This window comes from Thiobacillus sp., from assembly GCF_013693775.1.
Lineage (GTDB): Bacteria > Pseudomonadota > Gammaproteobacteria > Burkholderiales > Thiobacillaceae > Thiobacillus.
The window spans coordinates 2,417,678-2,441,653 of sequence record NZ_CP059257.1; the positions used below are offsets into that span (position 1 = coordinate 2,417,678).

At 65.9% G+C, this 23,976-nt stretch carries 15 protein-coding genes and 1 tRNA gene; 2 read left to right on the forward strand and 14 right to left on the reverse strand.

Annotated elements, in window-relative coordinates; genetic code table 11:
* Positions 1-46: 46 nt before the first annotated feature.
* The 3 genes from HZY77_RS11940 to gltB form a co-directional block, all read right to left on the reverse strand.
* On the reverse strand, positions 47-1,513 hold the full coding sequence (locus HZY77_RS11940; protein ID WP_296815021.1) for a HAMP domain-containing sensor histidine kinase: 1,467 nt from the start codon (positions 1,511-1,513) through the stop codon (positions 47-49).
* Positions 1,514-1,596: 83 nt separating this feature from the next.
* Complete coding sequence (locus tag HZY77_RS11945; protein ID WP_296815024.1) at positions 1,597-3,045, reverse strand: FAD-dependent oxidoreductase; 1,449 nt, start codon at positions 3,043-3,045, stop codon at positions 1,597-1,599.
* Between the two features lie 2 nt (positions 3,046-3,047).
* Positions 3,048-7,532, reverse strand: a complete 4,485-nt coding sequence (gltB, locus tag HZY77_RS11950; protein ID WP_296815027.1) for a glutamate synthase large subunit — start codon at positions 7,530-7,532, stop codon at positions 3,048-3,050.
* Between the two features lie 271 nt (positions 7,533-7,803).
* Here gltB and HZY77_RS11955 point away from each other — a divergent pair, with 271 nt between their 5' ends.
* Positions 7,804-8,652, forward strand: a complete 849-nt coding sequence (locus HZY77_RS11955) for an endonuclease/exonuclease/phosphatase family protein (RefSeq protein WP_296815029.1) — start codon at positions 7,804-7,806, stop codon at positions 8,650-8,652.
* Positions 8,653-8,673: 21 nt separating this feature from the next.
* Here the strand turns inward: HZY77_RS11955 and HZY77_RS11960 are convergent, their stop codons facing one another.
* The 5 genes from HZY77_RS11960 to HZY77_RS11980 all read right to left on the reverse strand — a co-directional run bounded on the left by HZY77_RS11960 (position 8,674) and on the right by HZY77_RS11980 (position 13,669).
* Positions 8,674-9,243: a hypothetical protein gene (locus tag HZY77_RS11960; protein ID WP_296815031.1), complete on the reverse strand. Its 570-nt coding sequence runs from the start codon at positions 9,241-9,243 to the stop codon at positions 8,674-8,676.
* A 130-nt stretch (positions 9,244-9,373) separates the two neighbouring features.
* Positions 9,374-9,985: a nucleotidyltransferase family protein gene (locus HZY77_RS11965; protein ID WP_296815034.1), complete on the reverse strand. Its 612-nt coding sequence runs from the start codon at positions 9,983-9,985 to the stop codon at positions 9,374-9,376.
* 5 nt (positions 9,986-9,990) lie between these two features.
* A complete protein-coding gene (locus HZY77_RS11970) occupies positions 9,991-10,995 on the reverse strand; it encodes an XdhC family protein (RefSeq protein WP_296815036.1) in 1,005 nt (334 codons plus the stop codon).
* Between the two features lie 2 nt (positions 10,996-10,997).
* The gene (locus HZY77_RS11975; RefSeq protein WP_296815038.1) at positions 10,998-13,199 is read right to left on the reverse strand and encodes a xanthine dehydrogenase family protein molybdopterin-binding subunit; all 2,202 of its coding nucleotides are present in this window, start codon (positions 13,197-13,199) and stop codon (positions 10,998-11,000) included.
* An 11-nt stretch (positions 13,200-13,210) separates the two neighbouring features.
* A complete protein-coding gene (locus tag HZY77_RS11980) occupies positions 13,211-13,669 on the reverse strand; it encodes a (2Fe-2S)-binding protein (protein ID WP_296815040.1) in 459 nt (152 codons plus the stop codon).
* A gap of 236 nt (positions 13,670-13,905) precedes the next feature.
* On the opposite strand from HZY77_RS11980, the gene HZY77_RS11985 reads away from it, so the two are divergent.
* Positions 13,906-16,200, forward strand: a complete 2,295-nt coding sequence (locus HZY77_RS11985; protein ID WP_296815042.1) for an EAL domain-containing protein — start codon at positions 13,906-13,908, stop codon at positions 16,198-16,200.
* Positions 16,201-16,235: 35 nt separating this feature from the next.
* On the opposite strand, the gene HZY77_RS11990 is transcribed toward HZY77_RS11985, so the two are convergent.
* From HZY77_RS11990 to lgt, 6 genes are all read right to left on the reverse strand, one after another.
* Positions 16,236-18,938, reverse strand: a complete 2,703-nt coding sequence (locus HZY77_RS11990) for a DEAD/DEAH box helicase family protein (protein WP_296815046.1) — start codon at positions 18,936-18,938, stop codon at positions 16,236-16,238.
* A 3-nt stretch (positions 18,939-18,941) separates the two neighbouring features.
* The gene (locus tag HZY77_RS11995) at positions 18,942-20,576 is read right to left on the reverse strand and encodes a site-specific DNA-methyltransferase (protein WP_296815049.1); all 1,635 of its coding nucleotides are present in this window, start codon (positions 20,574-20,576) and stop codon (positions 18,942-18,944) included.
* Positions 20,461-22,515 carry an ATP-binding protein gene (locus HZY77_RS12000; RefSeq protein WP_296815052.1) on the reverse strand — a complete coding sequence of 685 codons (2,055 nt, stop codon included), beginning with the start codon at positions 22,513-22,515 and terminating at the stop codon, positions 20,461-20,463. The genes HZY77_RS11995 and HZY77_RS12000 overlap by 116 nt, the downstream gene beginning before the upstream one ends.
* 143 nt (positions 22,516-22,658) lie before the next feature.
* Positions 22,659-22,734, reverse strand: a tRNA-Ala gene (locus tag HZY77_RS12005).
* Positions 22,735-22,759: 25 nt separating this feature from the next.
* Entirely contained in the window at positions 22,760-23,119 is a 360-nt protein-coding gene (locus HZY77_RS12010; RefSeq protein WP_296630567.1) for a VanZ family protein, read from the reverse strand.
* Entirely contained in the window at positions 23,116-23,898 is a 783-nt protein-coding gene (lgt, locus tag HZY77_RS12015; protein WP_296630564.1) for a prolipoprotein diacylglyceryl transferase, read from the reverse strand. The genes HZY77_RS12010 and lgt overlap by 4 nt, the downstream gene beginning before the upstream one ends.
* Positions 23,899-23,976 lie beyond the last annotated feature (78 nt).

Genomic DNA, 23,976 nt, shown 5'->3' on the forward strand with positions numbered 1-23,976 from the left:
GCGCTCAGCGTCAGCAAAAGACTGGCAAGCAGGACGGATTTGAAGCTCATTCGGTACGCGTCAGGTTAAGCGGGCCGCGGTAAGCGGGCCACGATAATCGGAAACAGGTCGACCAGGGCGGGCGATCGACCACTTCGACGTTGCCGCCGACAGCCAGCAGCGACTCGCGCACGATCGACAGGCCGAGCCCGCTGCCCCGAACCACGCTGGCGGGTTGGCGTTCGCCCTGGAAAAACGGCTCGAAGATGCGGGAGCGTTCGGCTTCCGGGATGCCGCCGCCCTGATCGCATACCCAAACCTCGATCGCGCCGTCGACAGACGCACTCTTCACCAGGATGCGTCCGCCCTCGGGACTGAATTTGACCGCATTGGACAACAGATTGTCGAGAACGGTTTCCAGCTGACCGCGCTCGGCATGGAGCACGGGCGCGTCGAACTGCGTTTCGACCTCGATGTGGCGCGTATCGAGCCCCAGCCTTTGCCGCGCCAGGACGGCATCGAGCGCGTCGCCCAGCGCTTGCGGCGTGGCGGGCGAGGGCGTGGCGTCGCGTACCATGCTGCTGTAACGGATCAAGTCTTCGATGCGCTTCTGCAGGTCGCGGCTGCCGCTGTCCATGATGCCGACGATGCTGCGCTGGCGCGGGTTGAGGCTACCTGCCAGTTCGTCGCCCAGCAGCGCCACGCCTTCGCGCAGCGATGCGAGCGGCGTCTTCAACTCGTGCGACACGTGGCGGAGGAAGCGCAGCTTCTGTTCTTCCAGTGCCTGCAGGCGCTGGCGCAGCCAGTCGATTTCCCGTCCCAGTTCGACGATATCCTGCGGTCCGCTGATGGCCGGCAAGGGGCGCAGGTCAGCCTGGCCGAGCTGCTGGATCGAGGTCTTGAGCTGCTTGATCGGGCGGTTGATCATCCAGGAAAACACGGCCGCGAGCAGCAGCGTCAAGGGAATCAGGGCCAATGCCAGCACGATCAACCGCCGGCGGGTCGCCTGCACCGTGCCTTCCAGTGCCTGCAATTCGCGCTGTACTGCGGCATCCGCCTGAACGAGCAGGGTGCGCGCGACATCATGCAAGTCATCGAAGGTCGGGTCGAGTGCGTGGAACTGGTCGCTATCCAGGAATTCCCNCGGCCGCACCTGGCGATACAGGGTCTGGCTGCGCGCCTGAAGCGTGGCCAGTGTCGCGCGCGAACGGGAGTCGGTGAGCTGGGTATCGAGTTGCGACAGCTGGGCGCGCAGTTCGTCGAAGCTTTGTCGCAGGGCCGGTCCGAATTCGGCGTCCTGCAACAGATGGTATTGTCCGGCGGCGCGTTGCAGCTGGCTGACCGACTCGACGATCTGCCGCACGTCGCGCGTGACGGCAAGGCTGGTGTGGGTGAACTGGCGCTGGGTTTCGACCACGCCTTGCAGCACGTGCACCGCATTGATCAGGCCGCTGGCCAGCGGCACGATCAACACGCCCATGGCAACGATGACCAGGATGGTGAACGAACGTGGGTAATAGGGGGCTGAAAGCATCCGGTAAGAGCGGTCGATGGCAATGCCGCAGCATACCCCGATGGGTGGACACGGGTGCGGCCGCCGCACCCGTGCAGGCGGCGTTACAGCAGGTCGAGGTAGGCGAGGATGCCCTTGGCGGCCTCGCGGCCTTCCCATACGGCGGTCACCACCAGATCGGAACCGCGCACCATGTCGCCGCCGGCGAAGACCTTGGGGTTGGCGGTTTGGAAGGCGTGCGACTGCCCCTTGGCGATGACGCGACCGCCCGGATCGACCGCGATCTGGTGCTGTTCGAACCACGGTTGCGGATTGGGGCGGAAGCCGAAGGCGACGATCACGCGGTCGGCCGGAATGACTTCCTCGGAACCCGGAATCACCACCGGGGTGCGGCGGCCGCGCGCATCGGGCGGGCCGAGTTCGGTGGTCACGAGCTTCACGCCTTCGACCTTGCCGTCGCCGACGATCTCGACCGGCTGGCGGTTCCACAGGAACTGCACGCCTTCTTCCTTGGCGTTGCCGACTTCGCGCTTGGAGCCGGGCATGTTCTTCTCGTCGCGGCGGTAGGCGCAGGTGACGCTGGCCGCGCCTTGGCGGATGCTGGTGCGGTTGCAGTCCATGGCGGTGTCGCCGCCGCCGAGCACCACGACGCGCAGGCCCTTCATGTTGTGGTAGACCTCGTCCGGCTTGGCCAGGTCGAGGCATTTGCGCACGTTGGAGATCAGGAAAGGCAGCGCTTCCAGCACGCCGGGCAGATCCTCGCCGGGGAAGCCGCCCTTCATGTAGGTGTAGGTGCCCATGCCCATGAATACGGCGTCGTATTCGTCGAGCAGGGACTGCATGGGAACGTCCTTGCCGATCTCGGTATTGAGGCGGAATTCGACGCCCATGCCTTCCAGCACCTCGCGGCGGCGTGTCATCACCCATTTTTCCATCTTGAACTCGGGGATGCCGAAGGTCAGCAGGCCGCCGATTTCGTCGTAGCGATCGAATACCACCGGCTTCACGCCATTGCGCGCCAGCACGTCGGCACAGCCGAGTCCGGCCGGGCCGGCGCCGATGATGGCGACTTTCCTGCCGGTTGGAACGACGTTCGACATGTCGGGACGCCAGCCGGCCTTGAAGGCTTCTTCGGAAATGTATTTCTCGATCTGGCCGATGGTCACCGCGCCGAAGCCGCCCGTGTTCGGCCCACCGCCCACGGCTTCACCGAAGCCGTCGGTATTGAGGGTACAGGCCCCTTCGCACAGACGATCCTGCGGGCAGACGCGGCCGCACACTTCAGGCAGCGAGTTGGTCTGGTGCGACAGTTCCGCGGCTTCGAACAGGCGCCCTTCGGTCACCAGCTTGAGCCAGTTGGGAATGTAGTTGTGCACCGGGCACTTCCATTCGCAGTACGGATTGCCGCAGCCGAGGCAACGGTCGGCCTGTTCCTGCGCGTGCGCCGTATCCATCAGCGCGTAGATTTCGCGGAACTCGTGCTTGCGGACATCGGCGGCGGTCTTTTCGCCGTCGCGCCGGGCCTGCTTCAGAAACTGGAATACGTCACCCATCGTTAAGCTTCCAATACTTCACGTGTCTGGCCGGGGATGTCCTCGACCAGGTCTTCAATCGAAATGCGCTTCGGCTTGACCAGCCAGACGCGAGACAAGGTGGCGTCGAACTCGGCCAGCAGCGCCTTCGCGCGGGCGCTGCCGGTGAGCGCCAGATGGCGTTCCACCTGCGTCTTGAGAAAGACGCGGAACGGCTCGGTTTCGTCGCTGGTGATGCGGGTCAGCTCGACCATTTCCTTGTTGGTCTTCGACACGAAATCGTTCGTGTCGTCGACCACGAAGGCCATGCCGCCGCTCATGCCGGCACCGAAGTTCAGGCCGGTGTCGCCCAGTACGATCACCGCGCCGCCCGTCATGTACTCGCAGCCGTGGTCGCCGATGCCTTCCACCACGGTCAATGCGCCGGAGTTGCGCACGCCGAAGCGCTCGCCGCCCATGCCGGCCGCATAGAGTTCGCCGCCGGTGGCGCCGTACAGGCAGGTGTTGCCGATCAGCGTGTTGCGGTGTGCGTCGAAGGTGGCCACGCGCGGCGGGTAGATCACCAGGCGGCCGCCGCCCATGCCCTTGCCGACGTAGTCGTTGGCGTCGCCTTCGAGCGTGATCGTCAGGCCCTTGTGGTTCCACACGCCGAAGCTCTGGCCGGCCGAACCGGTGAGCTGGACGCGGATGGTGTTGTCCGGCAGGCCCTTGGAGCCATGCGCCTTGGCGATCTCGCCTGACAGGCGTGCGCCGATCGAGCGGTTGACGTTGCGCACTTCGTAGCGCAACTCGATCGGCGTGCCGGCCTTGATCGCGCCGATCGCGTCGGCCACCATCCGTTCGGCCAGTTCGCCCTTGTCGAACGACGGATTGCGCTCCTGCTGCGAAANACGCGGCGCGTCGGCCGGGATGTCGCCCTGCGAGAGCAGCACGTCGAGCTTCAGCCGGCCCTGGCGCGGTGTGTCGCCGGCCGAGAGGTCGAGCAGGTCGGTGCGTCCGATCAGGTCGGTCAGCTTGCGGATGCCCAGCGAGGCCATCAGCTCGCGCGTTTCCTCGGCAACGAACTTGAAGTAGTTCACCACCATCTCGGGCAGGCCGATGAAATGCTCGCGGCGCAGCTTGTCGTTCTGCGTGGCGACGCCGGTGGCGCAATTGTTCAGGTGGCAGATGCGCAGGTACTTGCAGCCCAGCGCGACCATCGGGCCGGTACCGAAGCCGAACGACTCGGCGCCGAGGATCGCCGCCTTGACGACGTCGAGGCCGGTCTTCAGGCCGCCGTCGGTCTGCACGCGAACCCGGCCCCTCAAACCATTTGCGCGCAGCACCTGCTGCGCCTCGGACAGGCCGAGCTCCCACGGCGTGCCGGCGTACTTCACCGAGGTCAGCGGGCTCGCGCCGGTGCCGCCGTCGTAGCCGGAGATCGTGATGAGGTCGGCGTAGGCCTTGGCGACGCCCGCGGCGATCGTGCCGACACCCGGCTCGGCGACCAGCTTCACCGACACCAGCGCGTCGGGGTTGACCTGCTTGAGGTCGAAGATCAGCTGCGCCAGATCCTCGATCGAGTAGATGTCGTGGTGCGGCGGCGGCGAGATCAGCGTGGTGCCGGGCTTGCAGTGGCGCAACGAGGCGATCATCGGCGACACCTTGTCGCCGGGCAACTGGCCGCCCTCGCCGGGCTTGGCGCCCTGTGCGATCTTGATCTGCAGCACCTCGGCGTTGACCAGGTAGGTCGCGGTCACGCCGAAGCGGCCGGAAGCGACCTGCTTGATCTTGGAGGTCTTCACCGTGCCGTAGCGCTTCGGGTCCTCGCCGCCTTCGCCCGAGTTGGAGCGGCCGCCGATGCGGTTCATGCCCTCGGCGAGCGCCTCGTGCGCTTCCGGCGACAAGGCGCCGAGCGACATACCGGCCGAGTCGAAGCGCTTGAGGATGGTTTCCAGCGGCTCGACTTCCTCGAGCGGGATCGGCTTGGCGCCGGCCTTCAGCTTCATCAGGTCGCGCACCATCGCCACCGGGCGGGTGTTGACGATCTCGGAATACTTCTTGAACTCGGCGTAGTCGCCGGTCTTCACGGCTTTCTGCAGCTGCTGCACCACGTCCGGGTTGTAGGCGTGGTATTCCTCGCCGAACATGAATTTCAGCAGGCCGCCGGCGGTCAGCGGGCGCAGCGGGTTGAACGCCGCCTTGTGCAGCAGCTTCTGGTCGGACTCGAAGTCCTCGAAATTGGCGCCGGAAATACGCGACACTGTGCCCTTCAGGCACAGCTCGATGACATCTTCATGCAGTCCCACGCCTTCGAACAACTGGGCGCCGCGGTAGCTGGCCACCAGCGAGATGCCCATCTTGGAGAGCACCTTGTACAGGCCTTTGTCCATGCCTTTGCGGAAGTTGCACAGCGCCTTGTCGAGATTGGGCTTGATCTCGCCGGTCTTCACGAATTCGCCGATGACCTGGTAGGCGAGGTACGGATACACCGCGGTCGCACCGTAGCCGATCAGGCAGGCATAGTGGTGCGGATCGCGCACGCTGCCGGTTTCCACCACGATGTTGGCGTTGCAGCGCAGGCCGGCCGTGATCAGCGCGTGGTGCACGGCGCCGGTGGCGAATAGCGCGTGGATCGGCAGTCGATCCTTGGCGAGGTTGCGGTCGGACAGCACCAGAATGACCTTGCCGGCCTTCACCGCGTCGACCGCGCGTGCGGTCAGCGCATGGATCGCGGCTTCCAGGGTAGTCGCCGTCGGATCGTAGTGCAGGTCGAGCGTGGTTGAAGCGAACGACGGGTCGTTCAGGTTCAAGAGCTTGTCGAAGGCCTCCTTCGACAGCAGCGNGGTGTGGACTTCCACCCGGTGCGCGTGCTCCGGGGTTTCCTTGAACAGGTTGCGCTCGGGGCCGAAGCTGGTGTTGAGCGACATCACGATGGCTTCGCGGATCGGATCGATCGGCGGGTTGGTGACCTGTGCGAACTGCTGGCGCAGGTAGTCGAACGGCGAGCGCACTTTCTGGCTCAGCACCGCCATCGGCGTATCGTCGCCCATCGAGCCGATCGCCTCGGCGCCGTCCTCGGCCAGCACGCGGATGATCTGGTCACGTTCCTCGAAGCTGACGTTATGCAGTTTCTGGTGCGTCAGCAGGCTGGCCGCATCCATCACCGCCAGATCGGCGTCCTGGTTGATCGACAGCTCCAGCTTGACCACGCCGGCCTTGAGCCATTCGCGGTAGGGTTGCGCGCCCTTCAGTTCGTTGTCGATGTCTTCCGGCATCAGCAGGCGGCCGGTCTCGAGGTCGGCGGCGACCATCTGGCCCGGCTTGACACGGCCCTTGCGCTCGACGTTGGCCGGATCGATCTGCCACACGCCGACTTCCGAAGCGATGGTGAGGATGCGGTNCCTGGTCAGCACCCAGCGCGCCGGACGCAGGCCGTTGCGGTCGAGCGTGCAGACGGCGTAGCGGCCGTCGGTCAGCACCACGCCGGCGGGGCCGTCCCACGGCTCCATGTGCATCGAGTTGTATTCGTAGAAGGCGCGGATGTCGGCGTCCATCGACTCGACGTTCTGCCAGGCCGGCGGGATCACCAGGCGCAGTGCGCGGAACAGGCCCGCGCCGCCCATCACCAGGCCTTCGACCATGTTGTCGAGGCTCATCGAGTCCGAGCCCCGGGTGCCGACGATGGGACGAACGTCATCCATGTTCGGGATCAGGGGCGTCACGAATTTCTGTTCACGCGCGCGGCTCCAGTTGCGGTTGCCCTGCACCGTGTTGATCTCGCCGTTGTGCGCCAAGTAGCGGAACGGCTGGGCCAGCCGCCACTGCGGCCAGGTGTTGGTCGAGAAGCGCTGGTGGAACACCGCCAGGCTGGTGGCGAAGCGCGCGTCGTTGAGGTCGGGATAGAACACCGGCAGGTTGTCCGGCATCACCAGGCCCTTGTAGCTGATCACGCGGCACGACAGCGTCGGCAGGTAGAACACCGGATCGGTCGGTTCCAGCGTCTTTTCGGCCTGGCGGCGGGCGATGTAGAGCTTGCGCTCGAAATCGTCTTCAGAGAGTCCAGCCGGCGCGTTGACGAACACCTGTTCGATGTGCGGCAGCGATTCCAGCGCCGATTCGCCGCACACCGACGAATCGGTCGGCACCAGGCGGAAGCCGGCGACCGTCAGGCCCTGCGCTTCCAGCGCGGACTTCAGCGTCGAATGCGCATGCGCCTGTGGCGCGGCGTCGCGCGATAGGAATACCAGACCGGCAGCGTAGAGGTCACTGAGCTTGAAGCCGGCGTCAGCCGCCACCGCGCGCAGGAAGGCATCCGGTTTCTTGAACAGCAGGCCGCAGCCGTCGCCCGACAAGCCGTCGGCGGCGATCGCGCCGCGGTGCGTCATGCAGGCCAGCGAGCCGATCGCATTCTGCACCAGCGTGTGGCTGGGCTGATTGTCGATCTGCGCAATCAGGCCGAAGCCGCAGCTATCCTGTTCGAAATCGGGCGAATACAGCGTCCCGTCCAGCCAGCGTTGTCGTTCCATGGTTCCGTGAGCTCAGGCAACAGCGGCCTGCCCACAGGGCAAGCCGCAAAAATTAAAGCGAAAAGTGCGGCATTTTAATCCCTCAAGCCGCGTGCGGCAATGATTGCCTCCGCCAAGGCCTTGCCGCTGCAAGGGTTTACGGCCGGACGCCACCTCAATTGGGAGTCCCGCCGCCCCGGAAAATTCCTGGTCCGGACCGACGGGCGGACCCCGCCTGCCGATGTTTCATTCAAATGAGACCATTCGCTATGCTGACGGCAAGAGGTGCGACATGAAATTACTGAGCTGGAACATTCAATGGGGGCGCGGCATGGACGGCCGCGTCGATCTTGCGCGCATCCTGCGGACGATCCGCCAGCTGGGCGATTTCGACGTCATCTGCCTGCAGGAGGTTGCGGTCGATTTTCCTGGCCTGCCCGGCAGCCGCGGCGAGGACCAGGTCGCCGAATTGTCCGCCGGCCTGCCCGGCTATACGGCGGTTTACGGCGCAGCGACCGATGTGCCGGACGGCCGCGGCGGACGCAGCCGGTTCGGCAACGCCATNTTTTCGCGCCTGCCGGTCGGCCAGGTATGGCGGCATCTGTTGCCGTGGCCGGCCGAGGCGGCGGTGCCCAGCATGCAGCGCGTGCTGGTGGAAGCCGTGGTGACGACCGATGTCGGGCCGCTGCGCGTGCTGACCACCCACCTCGAGTACTACTCGCAACGCCAGCGCCAGGCCCAGATCGACGCCATCCGCCACCTGCATGCGGAAGCCTGCGCCCTATCCNNGCGCGCGCCGATGCCGGAGGAGGCGGGCGGGTCCTTCGAGGTATTTCCCCGCCCTGCGCAGGCGCTGTTGTGCGGCGACATGAATTTCCCCGCCACCGCATCCGAGCGTTCACAAATTCTCGCCCCGTTTGCCGACGGGACGCCGGCATTTCACGACGCCTGGTCCGTGCTGCATCCTGGCGAAGCACACGCGCCCACGGTCGGCATCCATCCGGTGGATTTCGTCCAGCAGCCCGAATGCTTCGATTTCGTCTTCCTCACCGAGGGACTGGCGGGCCGGCTCAAGGCGCACGGCATCGATGCCGCGACCGAGGCATCGGACCATCAGCCGGTGTGGGTGGAGCTGGCCTGACGGCCCACTGCGGCGCAGGGATTACTTCTTCGCGTCGGCCGCACCTTCATGGGTTTCGAACGCCTTCTCGGCTGCCGCCTTGGTGGCTTCCATGGCGTGGCGCGCCGCATCCCGGGTGTCTTCGGCGGCTTTCCGTGCGGCTGCCGCGCCGGATCGGGCCGCCTGCCTGGCGGACACCTCGGCTTTCTCCAAGGCCTCCTCGCTCGCAAGGGCGGCTTTCTTCGCGGCGTCTTCAACTTTCTGAGCGGTTTCGCGTGTTGCCGCCGTGGCTTTCCGGGTGGCCTCGGCGGCTTTGTGTGCAGCGAATTGTGCGGCCTTCTCGGCATCCTTCGCCGCCTGTCTGGCCGCCTCGGCGGCTTTCTGCGACGTATTGCCGACAGCCTGTTCCGCCTTGTCCATGGCCACTTTCGCGGCATCTGCGGCCTTCTGCGCAGCCTCCTTGGCGTCCGCGGCCGTCTTCTTCGCGCTTTCTTCCGCCTTGTGCATGGAGGTCGACGCACCTTCAGCGGGCTTGGCGGCGGGCGTGTCGGCGGCCCACACATTCGTCCCGGCCACCAACGCAGACAAAATCAACCAGTTTTTCAGTTTCATGAATTCTTCTCCTTCGATGTGGAGCCCGCTCCACGGGGTTGCCAGGATGTACCATGATCGGGCCTGTTGCCCGATACAACACAGACTTCGGCGGCGGCATAACGTTTCAAAACGGGAAGCCCGCGATGCGTCACGGTGGATACGGTGCCGGCGTCGCGCCTGGAGGGCGATCCGCCAGGTCGGCCGCTTGATCCACGTCCCGCACGATCCCGGGATCGTCCACGTCGCAGCGCACGATGGCGTCGGGAAAGCCGGCCACGATCCGCCGTGCCCCCTCGTCGCCCGTCAGGCGCGCGAGCTGTCCGCCCCATTGCCTGGCGAAGCCGACCGGATGGCCTCGGCGCCCTTGGTACTCGGGCATCACGATACTGCCCCCGTCACGCAGGGCCGCCGCCACGCGGCCGTAGCTGGCGGGAGCGATGAAGGGCATATCCGCCAGGGCGATGAGCCAGCCGCCGGCATCCGGCGCGGCGCGGACGCCCGCCGCCAGGCTGTGGCCCATGCCCTGAAGGGAGGCTGCGCTGACAACCAGTTCGAACCCTGCTGCGGCCAGCTGCGCCGCCAATACCTCGCTGCCCGGCCGCACCACGGCGAGGACGCGATCGCAGGCCGGGCGCAGCCGGCGGGCGGCGGCCAGCCCCATGGGCGTGCCGTCGGCCAGAGGATGCAGCAATTTGTCGCTGCCGAAGCGGCTGCCGCTGCCGGCAGCCAGGAGAATGCCGACGATGGGGCCTGGCGTCATGCGGGTTAATCGATGCGGCAGCCGGAACGGTCCGCTGCGGGCAGCCGTTCCGTTGCCGCGAAGGGCGGGAGGCCGTTCTTGGTCGCCGTGATCTCGGCGAGGATGGAGACGGCGATTTCCGGCGGCGTGCGGCTGCCGATGGGCAGGCCGACCGGTCCGTGAAGCCGCGCCACCTCGGCCTCGGACAGGTCGAAATGCTGCAGCAGCCGTTCGCGGCGCCGGGCGTTGTTGGCGCGCGAGCCGAGCGCGCCAACATAGAAGGCTGGCGACTTGAGCGCTTCCAGCAGCGCCATGTCGTCCAGCTTGGGGTCGTGGGTCAGGGCGACGACCGCGCTGCGGGGATCGAGGGCCAGTTCGACTACCGCGTTGTCCGGCATGCCCGGCACCAGGGCGGCGCCCGGGACATCCCAGCCGGCACTGTACTCGACCCGCGGATCGCAGATCAGCACCTGGTAGTCCAGGGCCTGGGCCATCGAGGCGAGATAGCGGGAAATCTGGCCGGCGCCGATGATCAGCAGGCGCCAGGCGGGGCCGTGCAGGGTGGTCAGGCAGCGCCCATCCCAGCTCAGCTGGTCGCTGCGGCAGCCGTCGCGGACCGTTGCCGCGCCGCTGTCGAGGTCGATGCTGCGCAACGCCAACTGGCCCGCGGCGATGCGCCGGGCGAGATCGTCCAGCGCGGCCGCATCGGGTGCCGGTTCGATCACCAGCTCCACGACGCCGCCGCAGGGCAGGCCGAAGCGGCGCGCCTCGTCCGGGGTGACGCCATAACGCTGGACGAAAGGCTGCGTGCCGTGGAATTCGCCGGCCGCCATGCGGGAGATCAGGTCGTCCTCGATGCAGCCGCCGGATACCGAGCCCTGCACCCGGCCGTCGTCGCGCAGCGNCATCCAGGCGCCCGNGGGACGCGGCGCCGAGCCCCAGGTGCGGGCCACGGTGACGAGAACGAAGCGATGTCNCCCGGCCGCCCAGTTGCGGACCGCCGCCAGCACCTCGCTGTCCTGGCTGTCCATGCTCAGGCGGCCAGTTCGGCGGCGTTGAACGGCATGCGCGTGAGATGCTTGCCGGTGGCGGCGGCGATGGCGTTGGCCACGGCCGGCGCCGCAGGCGGCACGCCGGGCTCGCCGATGCCGCTGGGCGCGGCGGCCGACGGCACGATATGCACCTCCACCACCGGCATCTCGTGGATGCGCAACGGCGGATAGCCGTCGAAGTTGCCCTGCTCCACGCGGCCTTCCTTGAGCGTGATCTCGCCATGCAGGGCGGCCGACAGGGCAAAGCCGATGGCACCCTGTACCTGCGCGCGGACGTTGTCCGGGTTGATGGCGATGCCGCAATCGACCGCGCAGACGATGCGATCGACCTTGATGCTGCCGTCCTTGGCGACCGTCACCTCGGCCACCTGGGCGACGTAGGAGTTGAAGGATTCATGCACCGCCACGCCGCGGCCGCGGCGCTCGCCCGGCTTGCCGGGCTTGAGCGGCGTGCCCCAGCCGGCCTTCTCGGCCGCGAGCTTCAGCACGCTGGCGTGGCGCGGGTGCGTGTCGAGGAGTTCCAGCCGCAACGCCACCGGGTCCTTGCCCATGGCCGCGGCCACCTGGTCGAGGAAGGTCTCGGTGGAGTAGGCCGTGTGTGAGGAACCGACCGAGCGCCACCACAGCACCGGCACCGGGATGTCCTTCGGGGTGTGGAGGTCCACCTTCATGTTGGGAATGGCGTAGGGCAGGTTGGCGGCACCCTCCACCGACACCTGGTCGATGCCGTCCTTGACCAGGTTCTTCTCGAACGCGGTACCGGCCACGATGGACTGGCCCACCAGGCGATGGCGCCAGCCCGTCAGCCGGCCCTTGTCGTCCAGCGCCGCCTCCAGCGCATGGTGGAACAGCGGCCGGTAGTAGCCCGCGCGCATGTCGTCCTCGCGCATCCAGACCAGCTTGACTGGTGCCTTGCCATTGATGGCCTTGACGATGTGGGCGGCCTCCAGCACGTAATCCGAGTGGCTGCTGGCGCGCCGGCCGAAGCTGCCGCCGGCGTACAGCATGTGGATGGTCACCTGTTCCGGCTTGAGGCCGAACAGGCCAGCCAGCGCGTACTGGTCGCCGGTCTGCATCTGCTCGCCGTTCCAGACCTCGCAGCCGTCGCTGCCGAGCCGGATCACGCAGTTCATCGGTTCCATGGCGGCGTGCGCCAGATAGGNGAAGTCGTAGCTCGCGCGAACCACGCGGGCGGCCTTGCCGAAGGCCTGGTCCGCGTCGCCGCTCTGGTGCGCGACCAGCCCCGGCGTCTTGGCCAGTTCCCGGTAGCGGGCGAATATCTCCTCGCTGCCAAGCTTGAAGGCCTGGCTTTCGTCCCAGCTCACCGAGAGGGCGTCGCGCCCCTTCTTCGCGCTCCAGGTATCGCGCGCCAGCACGGCCACCCNCTGCGGGATCTGCACCACGTCCACCACCCCTTTCACCGCCTTGGCGCGGCGGGCGTCGAAGGATTTGACCGTGGCGCCGAAGCGGGGCGGGTGGGCCACCACCGCGACCAGCATGCCCGGCAACTGCACGTCCTGGGTGAAGCGGGCCTGGCCGTTGGTCTTGTCGGCGCTGTCCTTGCGTTTTGCCTGCTTGCCGATCAGGCGGAAATCCTTCGGGTCCTTCAGCTTCAAGTCGGTGGGCACAGGCAGCGTTGCCGCGTCCACGGCCAGTTCGCCGAAGCTGGCGCGGCGCTTCGACTGCGCATGGCTGACCACGCCGTCGCGCACCATGATCTCGGCGGCAGGCACGTTCCATTTGATGGCCGCCGCGCTGACCAGCATGGCACGCCCGGCGGCGCCAGCTCGGCGCATCTGCTCCCAGGAATTGGCCATCGCGGTGCTGCCGCCGGTGCCCTGCGCCGGGCCCCAGAACAGGTTGTTGTAGCGCTTGGCGTCAGCCGGCGCCCCTTCGACGCGCACCGTGTTCCAGTCCGCGTCCAGTTCGTCCGCGAGGATGGTGGCGAGCCCGGTGTAGGTGCCCTGGCCCATTTCCAGATGCTTGGACAACACCGTGACGGTGTTGTCGGTGCCGATGCGGAGGAAGGCATTGGGTTCGAAATGGATCGGCCCGACCACCCCTTCTCCGGCCTTGCCGGGACCGGCGACCGGGGCGGCGAGGGCGGGCAGGCAGAAGCCGAGCGTGAGGCCGGCGCTGCCCTGCAGGAAACGACGGCGGCTGAGGTTTTCGATCGTGTTCATCGCGGCGTCTCCTAGGCGAGGGTCTTGGCGGCTTCGTGGATGGCCGCCCGGATGCGGACGTAGGTCGCACAGCGACACAGGTTGCCGGACATGGCGTTGTCGATGTCGTCGTCGCTGGGCCTGCGGTTCTGGCGCAGCAGCGACACCGCGCTCATGATCTGCCCGGACTGGCAGTAGCCGCACTGGACCACGTCGAGCTTGCGCCACGCGTCCTGCACCGCCTTGCCGACGCGGTCGGTGTTCACCGCCTCGATGGTGGTGATCCTGCGGCCGGCCACCGCCGACACCGGGGTCACGCAGGACCGCGTCGGCGCGCCATCCACCTGCACGGTGCAGGCACCGCAGAGCGCCTGGCCGCAGCCGTATTTGGTGCCGGTCAGGTGCAGCGTGTCGCGCAGCGCCCACAGCAGCGGGGTGTCAGGCGCCACATCGAGCTGATGCTGTTTGCCATTCACGTCGAGTTTGATCATGGGTAGGACTCCTCAGGAGATGGATGAAGCCGGCCGCGGCGTCCCGGATGACAGAACGGCAGACTCTATGCGGAAGCGATACCCATCGATTCTAGACCATGGAAAATCCGCCTGTATCGGCTGGCCGATACCCGAAAATGACGGCGGATGGGCGGCCATCGCGTTTTCGGCCTAAACACTTGGCCGTGCCTGCCGCTATAGCCTTACTCGGCAAAATAATGAACTCCGTATCGAGGATGCCTTCACGTTCCCCTTTTTCCCGTCTCTTGCGGCGCGCTTTCTACGCATTCGTGGCTGCGGGGCTGCTAGGCTTTGTGGCGCTCGGCATCATCAGCTGGGACCGGGAGCAGGCGGACGAACGGAAGAATCTGTCTGTTCTTTCCGGATTCCTGGCGTCTGCGACCCAGGCCTTCTTCGACGACCTGGGCCATGGCCTCGATCCGCTCGGCCAGCTGCTGCAGCAGATCGATGTCGTCAACCACCCCGAGGCGGCCCGCGCCGCCCTGGAAAAATTCCAGAAGCGCTATCCCCAGGTCGGCGCCATGGCAGTCCTCGACCCGGGCGGCCGGATGCTGATCAATACGGCCTTGCCGCCGGGCGCCCCGCTGCCGGACTACCGACACACGACGGATTACATGGCCCCCTTCCAGGCCGCGCTTGACGACCCCGGGCTGTATACGATCGGTCGCCCCGAATACGGGCAGGTCCTCCGTGAGTGGCGCTTCCCGTTCCGCTACACCATGCGGAACGAACAAGGGCAGGCCCTGTTCATGATCCAGGCAGCCATNCCCCTGGGAACGGGCATGCATTTCCTGCGCAACATGTCGTTGCCGTCGAATAGCCTAGTCGGCATCCTGCGCGAGGACGGGTTCCAGCAGGCGCGCTGGCCCGTGGACAGCCCCGACAAAGTCTACGGCCGNCCCCTGAACGGCCCGCTCATCAAGACGATCCGTGCGCAGCCCGGCCTGCGCGACGGCTATTTCACCGGCTTTTCGCCCTGGATGTACACGGAGCAGCAACGGCTGGGCGCCTACAGCCACCTCGCCACCCTGCCCATGTACGCCTATGTGTCGATTCCCTACGGCCATATCTGGAACAAATGGTGGGAACACAACAGCCCGGTCCTCGGCGTGTTCCTGGTCTTCGTGGCCATCTTTGGCGCCATTTCCTACTGGGTCAGGATCCACGAGCGGCAGCACAGCGACGAACTCCTGAGCCAGGCCCGGCGCGATTCGCTGACGGGGCTCACCAACCGCGCAGGTGCGGAAGAACTTCTGGAACACCAGATCCAGGCCGCCAAGGCGAGCGGCCGCCCCTTCTCGATCATGTTTTTCGATCTCGACCGCTTCAAGGACATCAACGACACGCTCGGGCACGGCATCGGCGACCAGCTCCTGGCCGAAGTCGGCAAACGGACGGCCGCCACGCTGCGTCATCACGACATGCTGGCGCGCCTGGGCGGCGACGAGTTCCTGATCATCCTGCCCGACTGCCCGCCCGCCGCTGCCGCACGGACGGCGCAACGCCTGATCGTGGTGTTCGAAGCGCCGTTCCAGGTGGCCCAGCACCGATTGAAAATGTCCTGCAGCATCGGCCTGGCCTTCTTCCCCGACCACGGCACCGACCGCGAAACCTTGCTCAAGCACGCCGACACGGCCATGTACGAAGCGAAGCGCCTGGGCCGCAGCGGCTTTGCCTGTTTCGAGGCGGGACTGGGCGAACGGCTGCAGCAGCGGCTGACGCTCGAAGCGAAAATGCGCGACGCGCTGGTCAAACAGCAGTTCAGGCTCCACTACCAGCCGATCGTCGACTTGAAATCGGGCCGGATCATTTGCGCCGAGGCCCTGCTGCGCTGGCGCGACACCGACGGCGTCGAACACCATCCCGCCCAGTTCATTCCGGTCGCCGAGGAGTCCGGGCTCATCCTGCCGCTGGGGGAATGGGTATTGAAAACCGCCTGCGCGCAGGCCAAGGCATGGCTCGACCAGGGATTCGATCTGAGCATGGCGGTCAATCTTTCCACGCGCCAGTTCCAGGATCCGGACCTGCTGGGCAAGGTCACCTCCGTCATCGGCGGCTGCCACCTGCCGCCGTCGCGCCTGGAACTCGAAGTCACCGAAGGCGCCGCGATGCTCGACGCCGAGTCCAGCGTCGAGGTGCTCGGCGCCCTCAAGCGCATCGGCGTACGTATCGCCATCGACGACTTCGGGACGGGCTACTCGTCGCTGAGCTATCTGAAACGCCTGCCTGCCGACACGATCAAGATCGACAAGAACTTCGTCGACGGCGTGGTCGACGAATCGGAAGACCGGGCCATCGTCCGCTCCATCATCGCCCTGGCCCACGCCCTCGACAAAGACACGATCGCCGAAGGCATCGAGACGGAAGAGCAGAAGCAGGCGCTGGAAAAAGCCGGCTGCCACATGGGGCAGGGCTATCTGTTCAGTCGTCCGTTGCCCGCAGAGGAATTCCAGGCGCTGCTGCTGGCGGATGCGAACGGGTCACGCTGGACAAACGCTTACGTCAACTGAGGTAGGGCGACCCGTGTCGGGCCGCTGGGAGCAGATCATTGCAGATATTCCTCGATCCAGTCCCACTGCTTGTCCTTCACCATCACGAAGCGACAGCGTCCCTCTGATAACCCTGCCCACAAGCCACCCATCAAGCGGTCATCTTCGGCCGCCGTCCAGCGATCCGCGCCCTTGTACTCGACGGCGAGGATGACGGCCGGTTTGCCTTCAGGTCTGGGTAGCTGACACAGGAAGTCAGGGTAGAAACGTCCATCCGCCTTCTGTAGGAAGAAGGCGCTGCCCTCGCGCCGCACCAGGTTGCGCACCCAGAACTGGATGCGTCCTTTCTGCGCCTGCATATCCAGCCAGCAGGCGCATTCGAACTCCTCCTTGCTGTCGAAATCGCCAATACGGCCGTAGAAGTGCTTGCGAAAATCGAAGTGTCCAAAGCGGCCGTCGTAATCGCGGCTGGGTGCGTAGGCCTGGGCCTGAAACTCGAAAGCATAGTGACCGGTCACGGCCACGCGCGATGCGGCGTCGTCACCAAACAATACCTGCTGGAATGCCTTGCCCACCGCCTGGCGGCGCAGCTCGCGGATACGCGCCTCCAGCAGATTGCGGATCAGGAATTTCTGCAGGTTGACGCGGGCCAGCGTGAAACCCTCGCGGCGCAGCAAATCGGTGAGCCACGCAGCAACAAACGCCTGCTTGCTGGCGTGCGTCAGCGACGGTTCCGGCAGGTTGCGGCACAGCCAGGTGGCAATACGCACCTCATCCCAGTTTTCCGGCTGATAGACCAAGCCCAGATCGCGCTGCAACTCCGGCAGGAAGCGCGACACCATGTGGCCGCCTTCGTCGATGTCGATCTCGCCGCCTTCCGAAACCTTGAGCCCTGCACCCAGCGCAGTCACGTCATCAGCCGTGGGCGTCGCGTCATAGGGCGATACGTCCCACGGATATTCCAGCACCTCCGGGTCATCGAACAGGGCAAGCTCGCCCTGCACGCGCAAGGCCAGTTGCGGCACACGGAAGCGCTCGCCCAGTTCGGCGGGCGTCTGGAAGAACTCGATGGCCGTGGTGCGGCTGACCTCGGCCGCTTCCGCAATCGCCGCGACGGCGGTTGCGGACATGACTGCGGCCTTGAGCGCTTCCGTTTCATCCTCGGTCAGCGGCGTGCTGATCGTCAGCGTGTTGAGCTTGCCGTCCCAGCTGACCTTGTCGCGCACGGGTTTGGGCACGCTTTTGAGGTTCGGCTTTTCAGACAGGGTGATCGCTACCGGCCGAACGACAACGCGCCCGGCATGTCCTTCCAGATCCAGCCGCGCCTGTTCGGCCCTGGCGGCGGTGACGAACTCGGCTACCTCGCGCCGCTCGAAACCAGCACCGGCCACCAGCCGGTCGCGCAGGGCGCTCGCCGTTTCCGCGAAGTTGCGCGACACCACGAAGGCATACGACTGATTGAGCGCCCTGGCTTGCCGGTGACTGGCGTCCGGCTGCCGCAGCACCCGCCCCAGCAGTTGTTCCACTGAGGTGGCGGAGTGCAGAGAGGCCATGCTGACCAGGATATAGGCGAACGGACAGTCCCACCCTTCGGCCAGCGCCTTTTGCGTGATGACGAACTTCACCGGGCAGGCCGGGTCGGCAATGCCCAGCTTGTAGTCCGTCTCGATCTGCTCCAGCCCCTTTTCCTCGCCGGTGGCGACGACAATCTCATGGGCCGGAATGCCGTGGTTGGCGATCAGCTCGGTGCGAACCTTCTCAAAATCCAGCGTCTCCACCCCGCTCCGACGCGGCTCCGACTGGATCAGCACCAGCGGCCGCAGGTAGGCCGCGCCCGCGCGCCGCTCCTCGTCGGCCAGCTTGTGCAGGGCATCGCGGCGACCGATGGCGTCGGCCAGGCATTGCTGCCAGTTCGGCTCGGTTTCCAGCACCACCGGCAGCTTGATCATTTCCTCCGCCTTTAGCTCGGCGGCTGACACGCTGTGCAGCACGTTCGACGGCGTGCGCTCCAGGTCGGGCGTCGCGGTGAGCTCCATCACCCCGCTCGGGCGGAAGCGCGCCAGCATGTCGAAGGCAAGCTCCGTACGGTTGTTGTGCGCCTCGTCCACGACCACGAAGGGCCGGCGCAGCCGNNGCACGTTGGCGAGCGAATAAGGTGTGGTTTGATCCGTTCCCGCGCCATCCTTCAGCAACTCATCGCGCTGGGCCGGCGTAAGGTTGTCGAAGTGGTGCATCAGCGCGCCGCTCGACTGGTACACCTTACGGCACTCTTCCTCTTCCACCTGAAACGCCTGCCGCGTCGCCACGATGATCGTGGTCGAGGTGTCGAGCGTGGCGCGGGTCACGCTCTTGGCCTCGTCCAGGTCCATCACGGTGATGGGCCCGGCCTCGCGCAGCGCCGTGTGGTAAGGGTGGTTGCGATCCTTCAACGCCCGCAGCGTTTGTTCGCGGATCGGCTTCGAGGGCACCAGCCACAAAATGACGCTGTGCTCGCAGCGCAGCAGATGCGTGTTGACCCGCGCCACGCTCTTGGCCGCCAGCCAGGTCTTGCCGCCGCCGGTCGGCACGCGCAAACAGAAATAGGGCATGTCGGCCGGAAAGCCCGGCAGCGGGTTGTAGGCCAGGCCGCGCCNCCACAGGCGCTCGGTGGTGGCGGCGAAGGCAATCGAGGGCGACGGCAGTTCGTGGCAGGCCTGGAAATAGGCCTCCACGCTTTCGAGCACCTGCGACTGGTAGGTCTTGGGGGCGAAGGTCGTCATCGCTTACACCTCCAGTGCGTAAGGGGTCTGCTTGAAGGTGATGTTTTCACGTGCGGCGCNGGCCCCCATGCGGTTGGCGGCGGCGTAGATCGTTTTCGGCCCGGCGAACGTCGGCAGCACGTCGAACACCGGACCGGTCAGCACATTGCCGCCGGCCACCGACTTGTCCTTGAGGATGCCGTTGTAGAGCAGGTAGATCGCGCGGCCTTCGTGAACGCCCAGCAGCGGCGAATCGCCCTTGCCGCTGTAGCCGGTGCCGGTTTCCGCGAACCAGATGAACTCGGCCAGCTGGGAAAAGCGCACGTCGGGGCGAATCTGGCCGTCAGCGGTGAACAGCGGTTCGGCCGACAGGCGGCAGAACTGGAAGCCGCCGCCCAGGCCTTCGACCGACTCACCACCATCTGGCGTGTAACCCTCGGCGACCTTCCTGACGCGCTCGGCGGCCACGCGGACGGCGATGCCATCATCCATCTCGACCAGCAGGAAGCGTCGCGTTCCACCGTCCTCAGCGTTCTGCTTGAGGACTGCATGCCCCGTGGTGCCCGAGCCTGCATAGCTGTCCAGTACCAGCGCTGCCGGATCATTCATCATCCTCAGGATGCGCTCGATTAATTCGACGGGTTTCGGGGTGTCGAAAAGATCCGCGGTGTTGAAGACGTCGCGCAGAAAGGCCTTGGCCTGCCGCATCGTCGGGAGGTCGGCCCAAATGCTCGGGTACGGTCGTCTCGGCTCCTCTGGGGCGTATTCGCGCGTGTAGGGTTCCCATACCGTTTGGCCCTGGCGTTGGCGCTGCTTCCAGATCAGCGTGCCTGCGGCAACATGACGGTCAATCCCGGCCTGCCCCATTGCCCATACTGCTTCTTCACCGTTGTCATGGGTCGGGTACACCTCAGCACCATCAGGCGCCGTGAGCGGGAAGTACATCGTCGGGCGATCGCGGCGCAGGCTGTTTCGGCCGTTTTTCTTGAGCAGGCGGTCGCGGTAGCGGCGGCCCTGGTCATCGAGCCGGCCGTATGCATCGACGATGCTGGGCGCCGACATCTGCGCGAGCTTCAGTTTGTCCTTGCTGCGGGCGTAGGCGAGCACGTATTCGTGGTCGGNGGTCAGCGGCACCTTGTTGTCGTTCGGGCTGTCGACCTTGCGCCAAATGAAGCCGGTGATGAAGTTGCGTGCGCCGAACACTTCATCCATAAGCGGCCGCAAGTTCCCGGCCTCGTTATCGTCGATGGACACGAAGAGCGCCCCGTCCTCGCGTAGTAACTGCCTCAGCAGCACCAGTCGCGGATACATCATGCACAACCAGCGGTCGTGCCGGTCCAGCGTCTCGCCTTCCTTGCCGACCACTTCGCCCAGCCACTTGCGGATCTCCGGGCTGTTGACGTTGTCGTTGTAGACCCAGCCCTCGTTGCCGGTGTTGTATGGCGGGTCGATGTAGATGCACTTTACCTGCCCGGCGTAGCGCGGAAGCAGCGCCTTGAGTGCATGCAGGTTGTCGCCCTGCACGATCAGGTTGCCGCTGTCGCTACCGTTTGAATCGGTGCCGCAGGACAGGCCCGGCACCGGCTCCAGCAGGCGGAACGGAACGTCCTTGTGGTGTTTGACGACGGCTTCCTTGCCGATCCAGTTCAGTGTGGGCATGGGGTTTTAATGTTCGTGTTTTTGCGTCCTGTACCGCCCGGTATGCCTGCTGCGGGTCGTTCGGCTCTTGCGGGTTGGTCATGACCAAACGCCCATCGCGCATCAGGGGGCGCAGATAGTTGTTGCGCACATAGCGGGGATGCCGTCGTACCAGTGCCGCCAGTTCATCAGCCTGCCAGGCGCGCTGGCGACAGATTTCCACGATCACATCGCACACCTCGCCCGNGGGATTGCGTTGGCCGATGGCGCCTATTTTTGCGGCCAGGGCGCCCGGCAATTCATCCAGCAGGGTCTTGCGCCTGTTTTCCTCTTCTTCGGAGTGCTCGGCATATAAGCCTTCGAGGTTGGTAGATAAGGCCGGGGGTTGGTAGATAAGCCGTCCGGGTTGGTAGATAAGGCGGGGGTTACTAGATAAGCGCTCACGCGACTTGCTAGACAAGCCCGCCTCATCGGTGGCCAGACGCTCGGTCGGCACATAGTAGGTGGCCGAGCCCCGGCCCTTCTGAGCCAGCAGGCCGGCATCCCGCAGCCGGCGCAGGGCGCCGCTGGCGGCCAAGGCATCGACCTTGTTCAGCTCGCGGTAGGTGGCGTTGTCGATGGCGCCGGCCTNCCTGACTACGATCAGCGCCTTGGCCTCTTCATCGGTGAGGTGCAAGTCGCGGAATTGGGCGAGCCAGGCGATATCTTCCTCGCCGAGGAAGTGATGGAAGAAGTAGCGGGCAACGAACTGATCGGCGCCCCGGTCGGATTCGAACAGCGGCGGGGTGAGGCCGGCCTCTTCCATGCTCTCGCGCATGACGCGGATGCCGCTGCCCTTGGTTTCGGCAAAGCGGGTTTCGTGCAGCACGGCGGCGATCTTGGGGTTGCGTGGCTGGGAGCCGGGCTCGCCCAGGTGCTCGGGCGACTTGAGTGAGAAGCCGGGATTGCGGATTTCGAGCCGGTTGGCGTAGCGGATGATCTGCACCGGGCTGTGACTGCGGTAGCTGCGGTGCATCAGCGCATTGACCAGGGCCTCGCGGATGACGCGCAAGGGGATCACGGGTTTGTCCTGCCGCTGCAGCGCGCCTTCGTCGAGGCCGAAGCTCTTGGGCAGATCGTCGAGAACGGCGGCCTGGGCGCGGCGGATCAGGCGGAACAGCGAATCGCGCAGTTCGACCGTATCGAAACGGTGGTCGGGATCGGGCACCCATTCGCGGCCTGGCACGCGGATGTAATCGACGCGGGTCATGGGAANACAGCGGCGCAATGCCGAGGGCTTGCCGAACAGGATCAGGCCGGCGACGGTGGGCTTCCATTCCCCTTTCTGATCGCGGCGGATGGCGCCCAGGGATTGCAGCAACTCGTCGTCGGGCCAGCGCAGTTCCTCGGCATCCGGGTTGGCACTTGCGCGGGACTGGCGGTAGTCGGCAATGGCCTCCGGGGAGAAATCTTCCTGGGTGGCGTCGGCGACGATGCCGGCGTCGAAGCTTTCCTGCTGGCGCCCCTGGTAAAACACTGCCAGGTCGTCGTCGGTGCAGCGCTGGTCGGTGCTGCCAATGCGGCGGAACGCGCCCCTGGGCAAGCCCTGGCCTTTGAAGAAGATGGGCTTGTCCTGCGGCTGCGCCTCGGGGACGAAAGCGACGACGACATTCTTGCCCTGGACATTTTCTGTCGAGATGTCCACCCGCAGGGGCACATTGAACATGTCGCGGCACTGGCTGGCGATATCCGCCGAGAGCTTGTCCGGCTGGTCGATGCCCTCGACTTCGTAGGACGGGAAAAGCGCCATCTCTTCCCGCACGACGCCCAGTGCAATCCAGCCGCCACCCAGGCCGGGCTCGTTGGCGAAGGCGCAGACGGTTTCCAGTACTGACTTGCCAGCTTCGGAGGCACGCTTGGCCTCGATGCGCTCGTGCTCATCGAGGAGGTTGAGGCTTTCGAGCAGTTCGACAGCGGTCACGTAGTGATCTCGCGCTCAGACTCATGCTGCGGTGGCCGGCAGAGCCCGCAGCTGGTAATGTCCCAGATGAAATTGAGTAGTTCGCGGCGCTTGCTCATGGATGATCGTCCTTAAGACCTTGAGCTTGTCTGGCCTTGTTTTGATGGTGGAGCGGAGGAGGATCGAACTCCCGACCTTCGCATTGCGAACGCGACGCTCTCCCAGCTGAGCTACCGCCCCAGTGCGGCGGATTATAGCCTCGTTTCTAGCGGGGCCGGAAGAGCTTTCCGAGGGTGTCCGGCAGGTTGGGGAGCAGGCGGGCGGCGAACCAGCCGAGCAGGACGCCGCCGGTGTTGGCCAGCGCGTCGAATATGTCGGGGTCGCGATCCGGGGTGAGGCCCTGCAGCAGCTCGATGGCACCGCCGAACAGCACGACGGCCAGGGCGAGCCGCCAGCGGCGGCGGACGACGATCTGCGCCCACCAGAACATCAGCACGGCGTAACCGGTCAGGTGCACGATCTTGTCGGTGTGGCCGGCTTCGTTGATCACAGGCGGGGTCAGCGACAGCACCAGGGCGGCGGCGACGCCGAGCCAGCCGCATCCCTTCCAGAGGCGGACGATCATGCGCGCCGCAGCGACCAGCGCAGCAAGATGAGGCCGGCGACGATCATCGGCATGGAGAGCCATTGCCCCATGGAAAGCCCCAGCCCCAGCAGGCCGAGGAAGCTGTCGGGCTCGCGGGCGAATTCGGCGAGGAAGCGCAGGCTGCCGTAGCCGATCAGGAACACGCCGGAGACGGCGCCGACCGGACGCGGCTTGCGCGAATAGAGCCACAGGATGGCGAACAGCAGCAGGCCTTCGCCGGCAAATTCGTAGAGCTGGGACGGGTGGCGCGGGATGCCGTCGCCGGCCTGCGGGAAGATCATGGCCCAGGGCAGGTCGGTGGCGCGTCCCCACAGTTCGCCGTTGATGAAGTTGCCGAGCCGGCCGGCGGCCAGGCCCAGCGGGACCAGCGGGGCGATGAAGTCGGTGACGGCGAGCCAGCGCAGCTTGTGGCGGTGCGAGAACAGGGCCATCGCGATGATGACGCCGAGAAAGCCGCCATGAAAGCTCATGCCGCCTTCCCATACCTTGAAGATGTCGAGCGGGTGGGCGAAATAGTCGCCGGGCTTGTAGAACAGCACGTAGCCGAGCCGGCCGCCGAGGATGACGCCGAGCACGCCGTAGAACAGCACGTCGTCGAGCATCTGCTGCGTCCAGCCGGTCCACGGCCGGTGCGCGATGCACCAGCGCCCGAGCAGGATCACCTGGACGAAGGCGACGAGGTACATGAGGCCGTACCAGTGGATGGCGAGTGGCCCAAGCTGCAGGGCGACGGGGTCGAATTGGGGATGGACGAGCATGGGTCGGGGTCGGGATTCAGAAGGTGGGATTCAGGGAGGTCAAAGCGCGGGTAAAATGACTGGCTGATTATAGATTGC

Excerpts from the sequence above, each read along its gene's own strand:
- HZY77_RS11980 (WP_296815040.1), bottom strand. The coding sequence starts at position 13,669 with ATGATCAAACTCGACGTGAATGGCAAACAGCATCAGCTCGATGTGGCG.
- HZY77_RS12010 (WP_296630567.1), bottom strand. The coding sequence starts at position 23,119 with ATGATCGTCCGCCTCTGGAAGGGATGCGGCTGGCTCGGCGTCGCCGCC.
- HZY77_RS11945 (WP_296815024.1), bottom strand. The coding sequence starts at position 3,045 with ATGGGTGACGTATTCCAGTTTCTGAAGCAGGCCCGGCGCGACGGCGAA.
- lgt (WP_296630564.1), bottom strand. The coding sequence starts at position 23,898 with ATGCTCGTCCATCCCCAATTCGACCCCGTCGCCCTGCAGCTTGGGCCA.
- HZY77_RS11965 (WP_296815034.1), bottom strand. The coding sequence starts at position 9,985 with ATGACGCCAGGCCCCATCGTCGGCATTCTCCTGGCTGCCGGCAGCGGC.
- HZY77_RS11960 (WP_296815031.1), bottom strand. The coding sequence starts at position 9,243 with ATGAAACTGAAAAACTGGTTGATTTTGTCTGCGTTGGTGGCCGGGACG.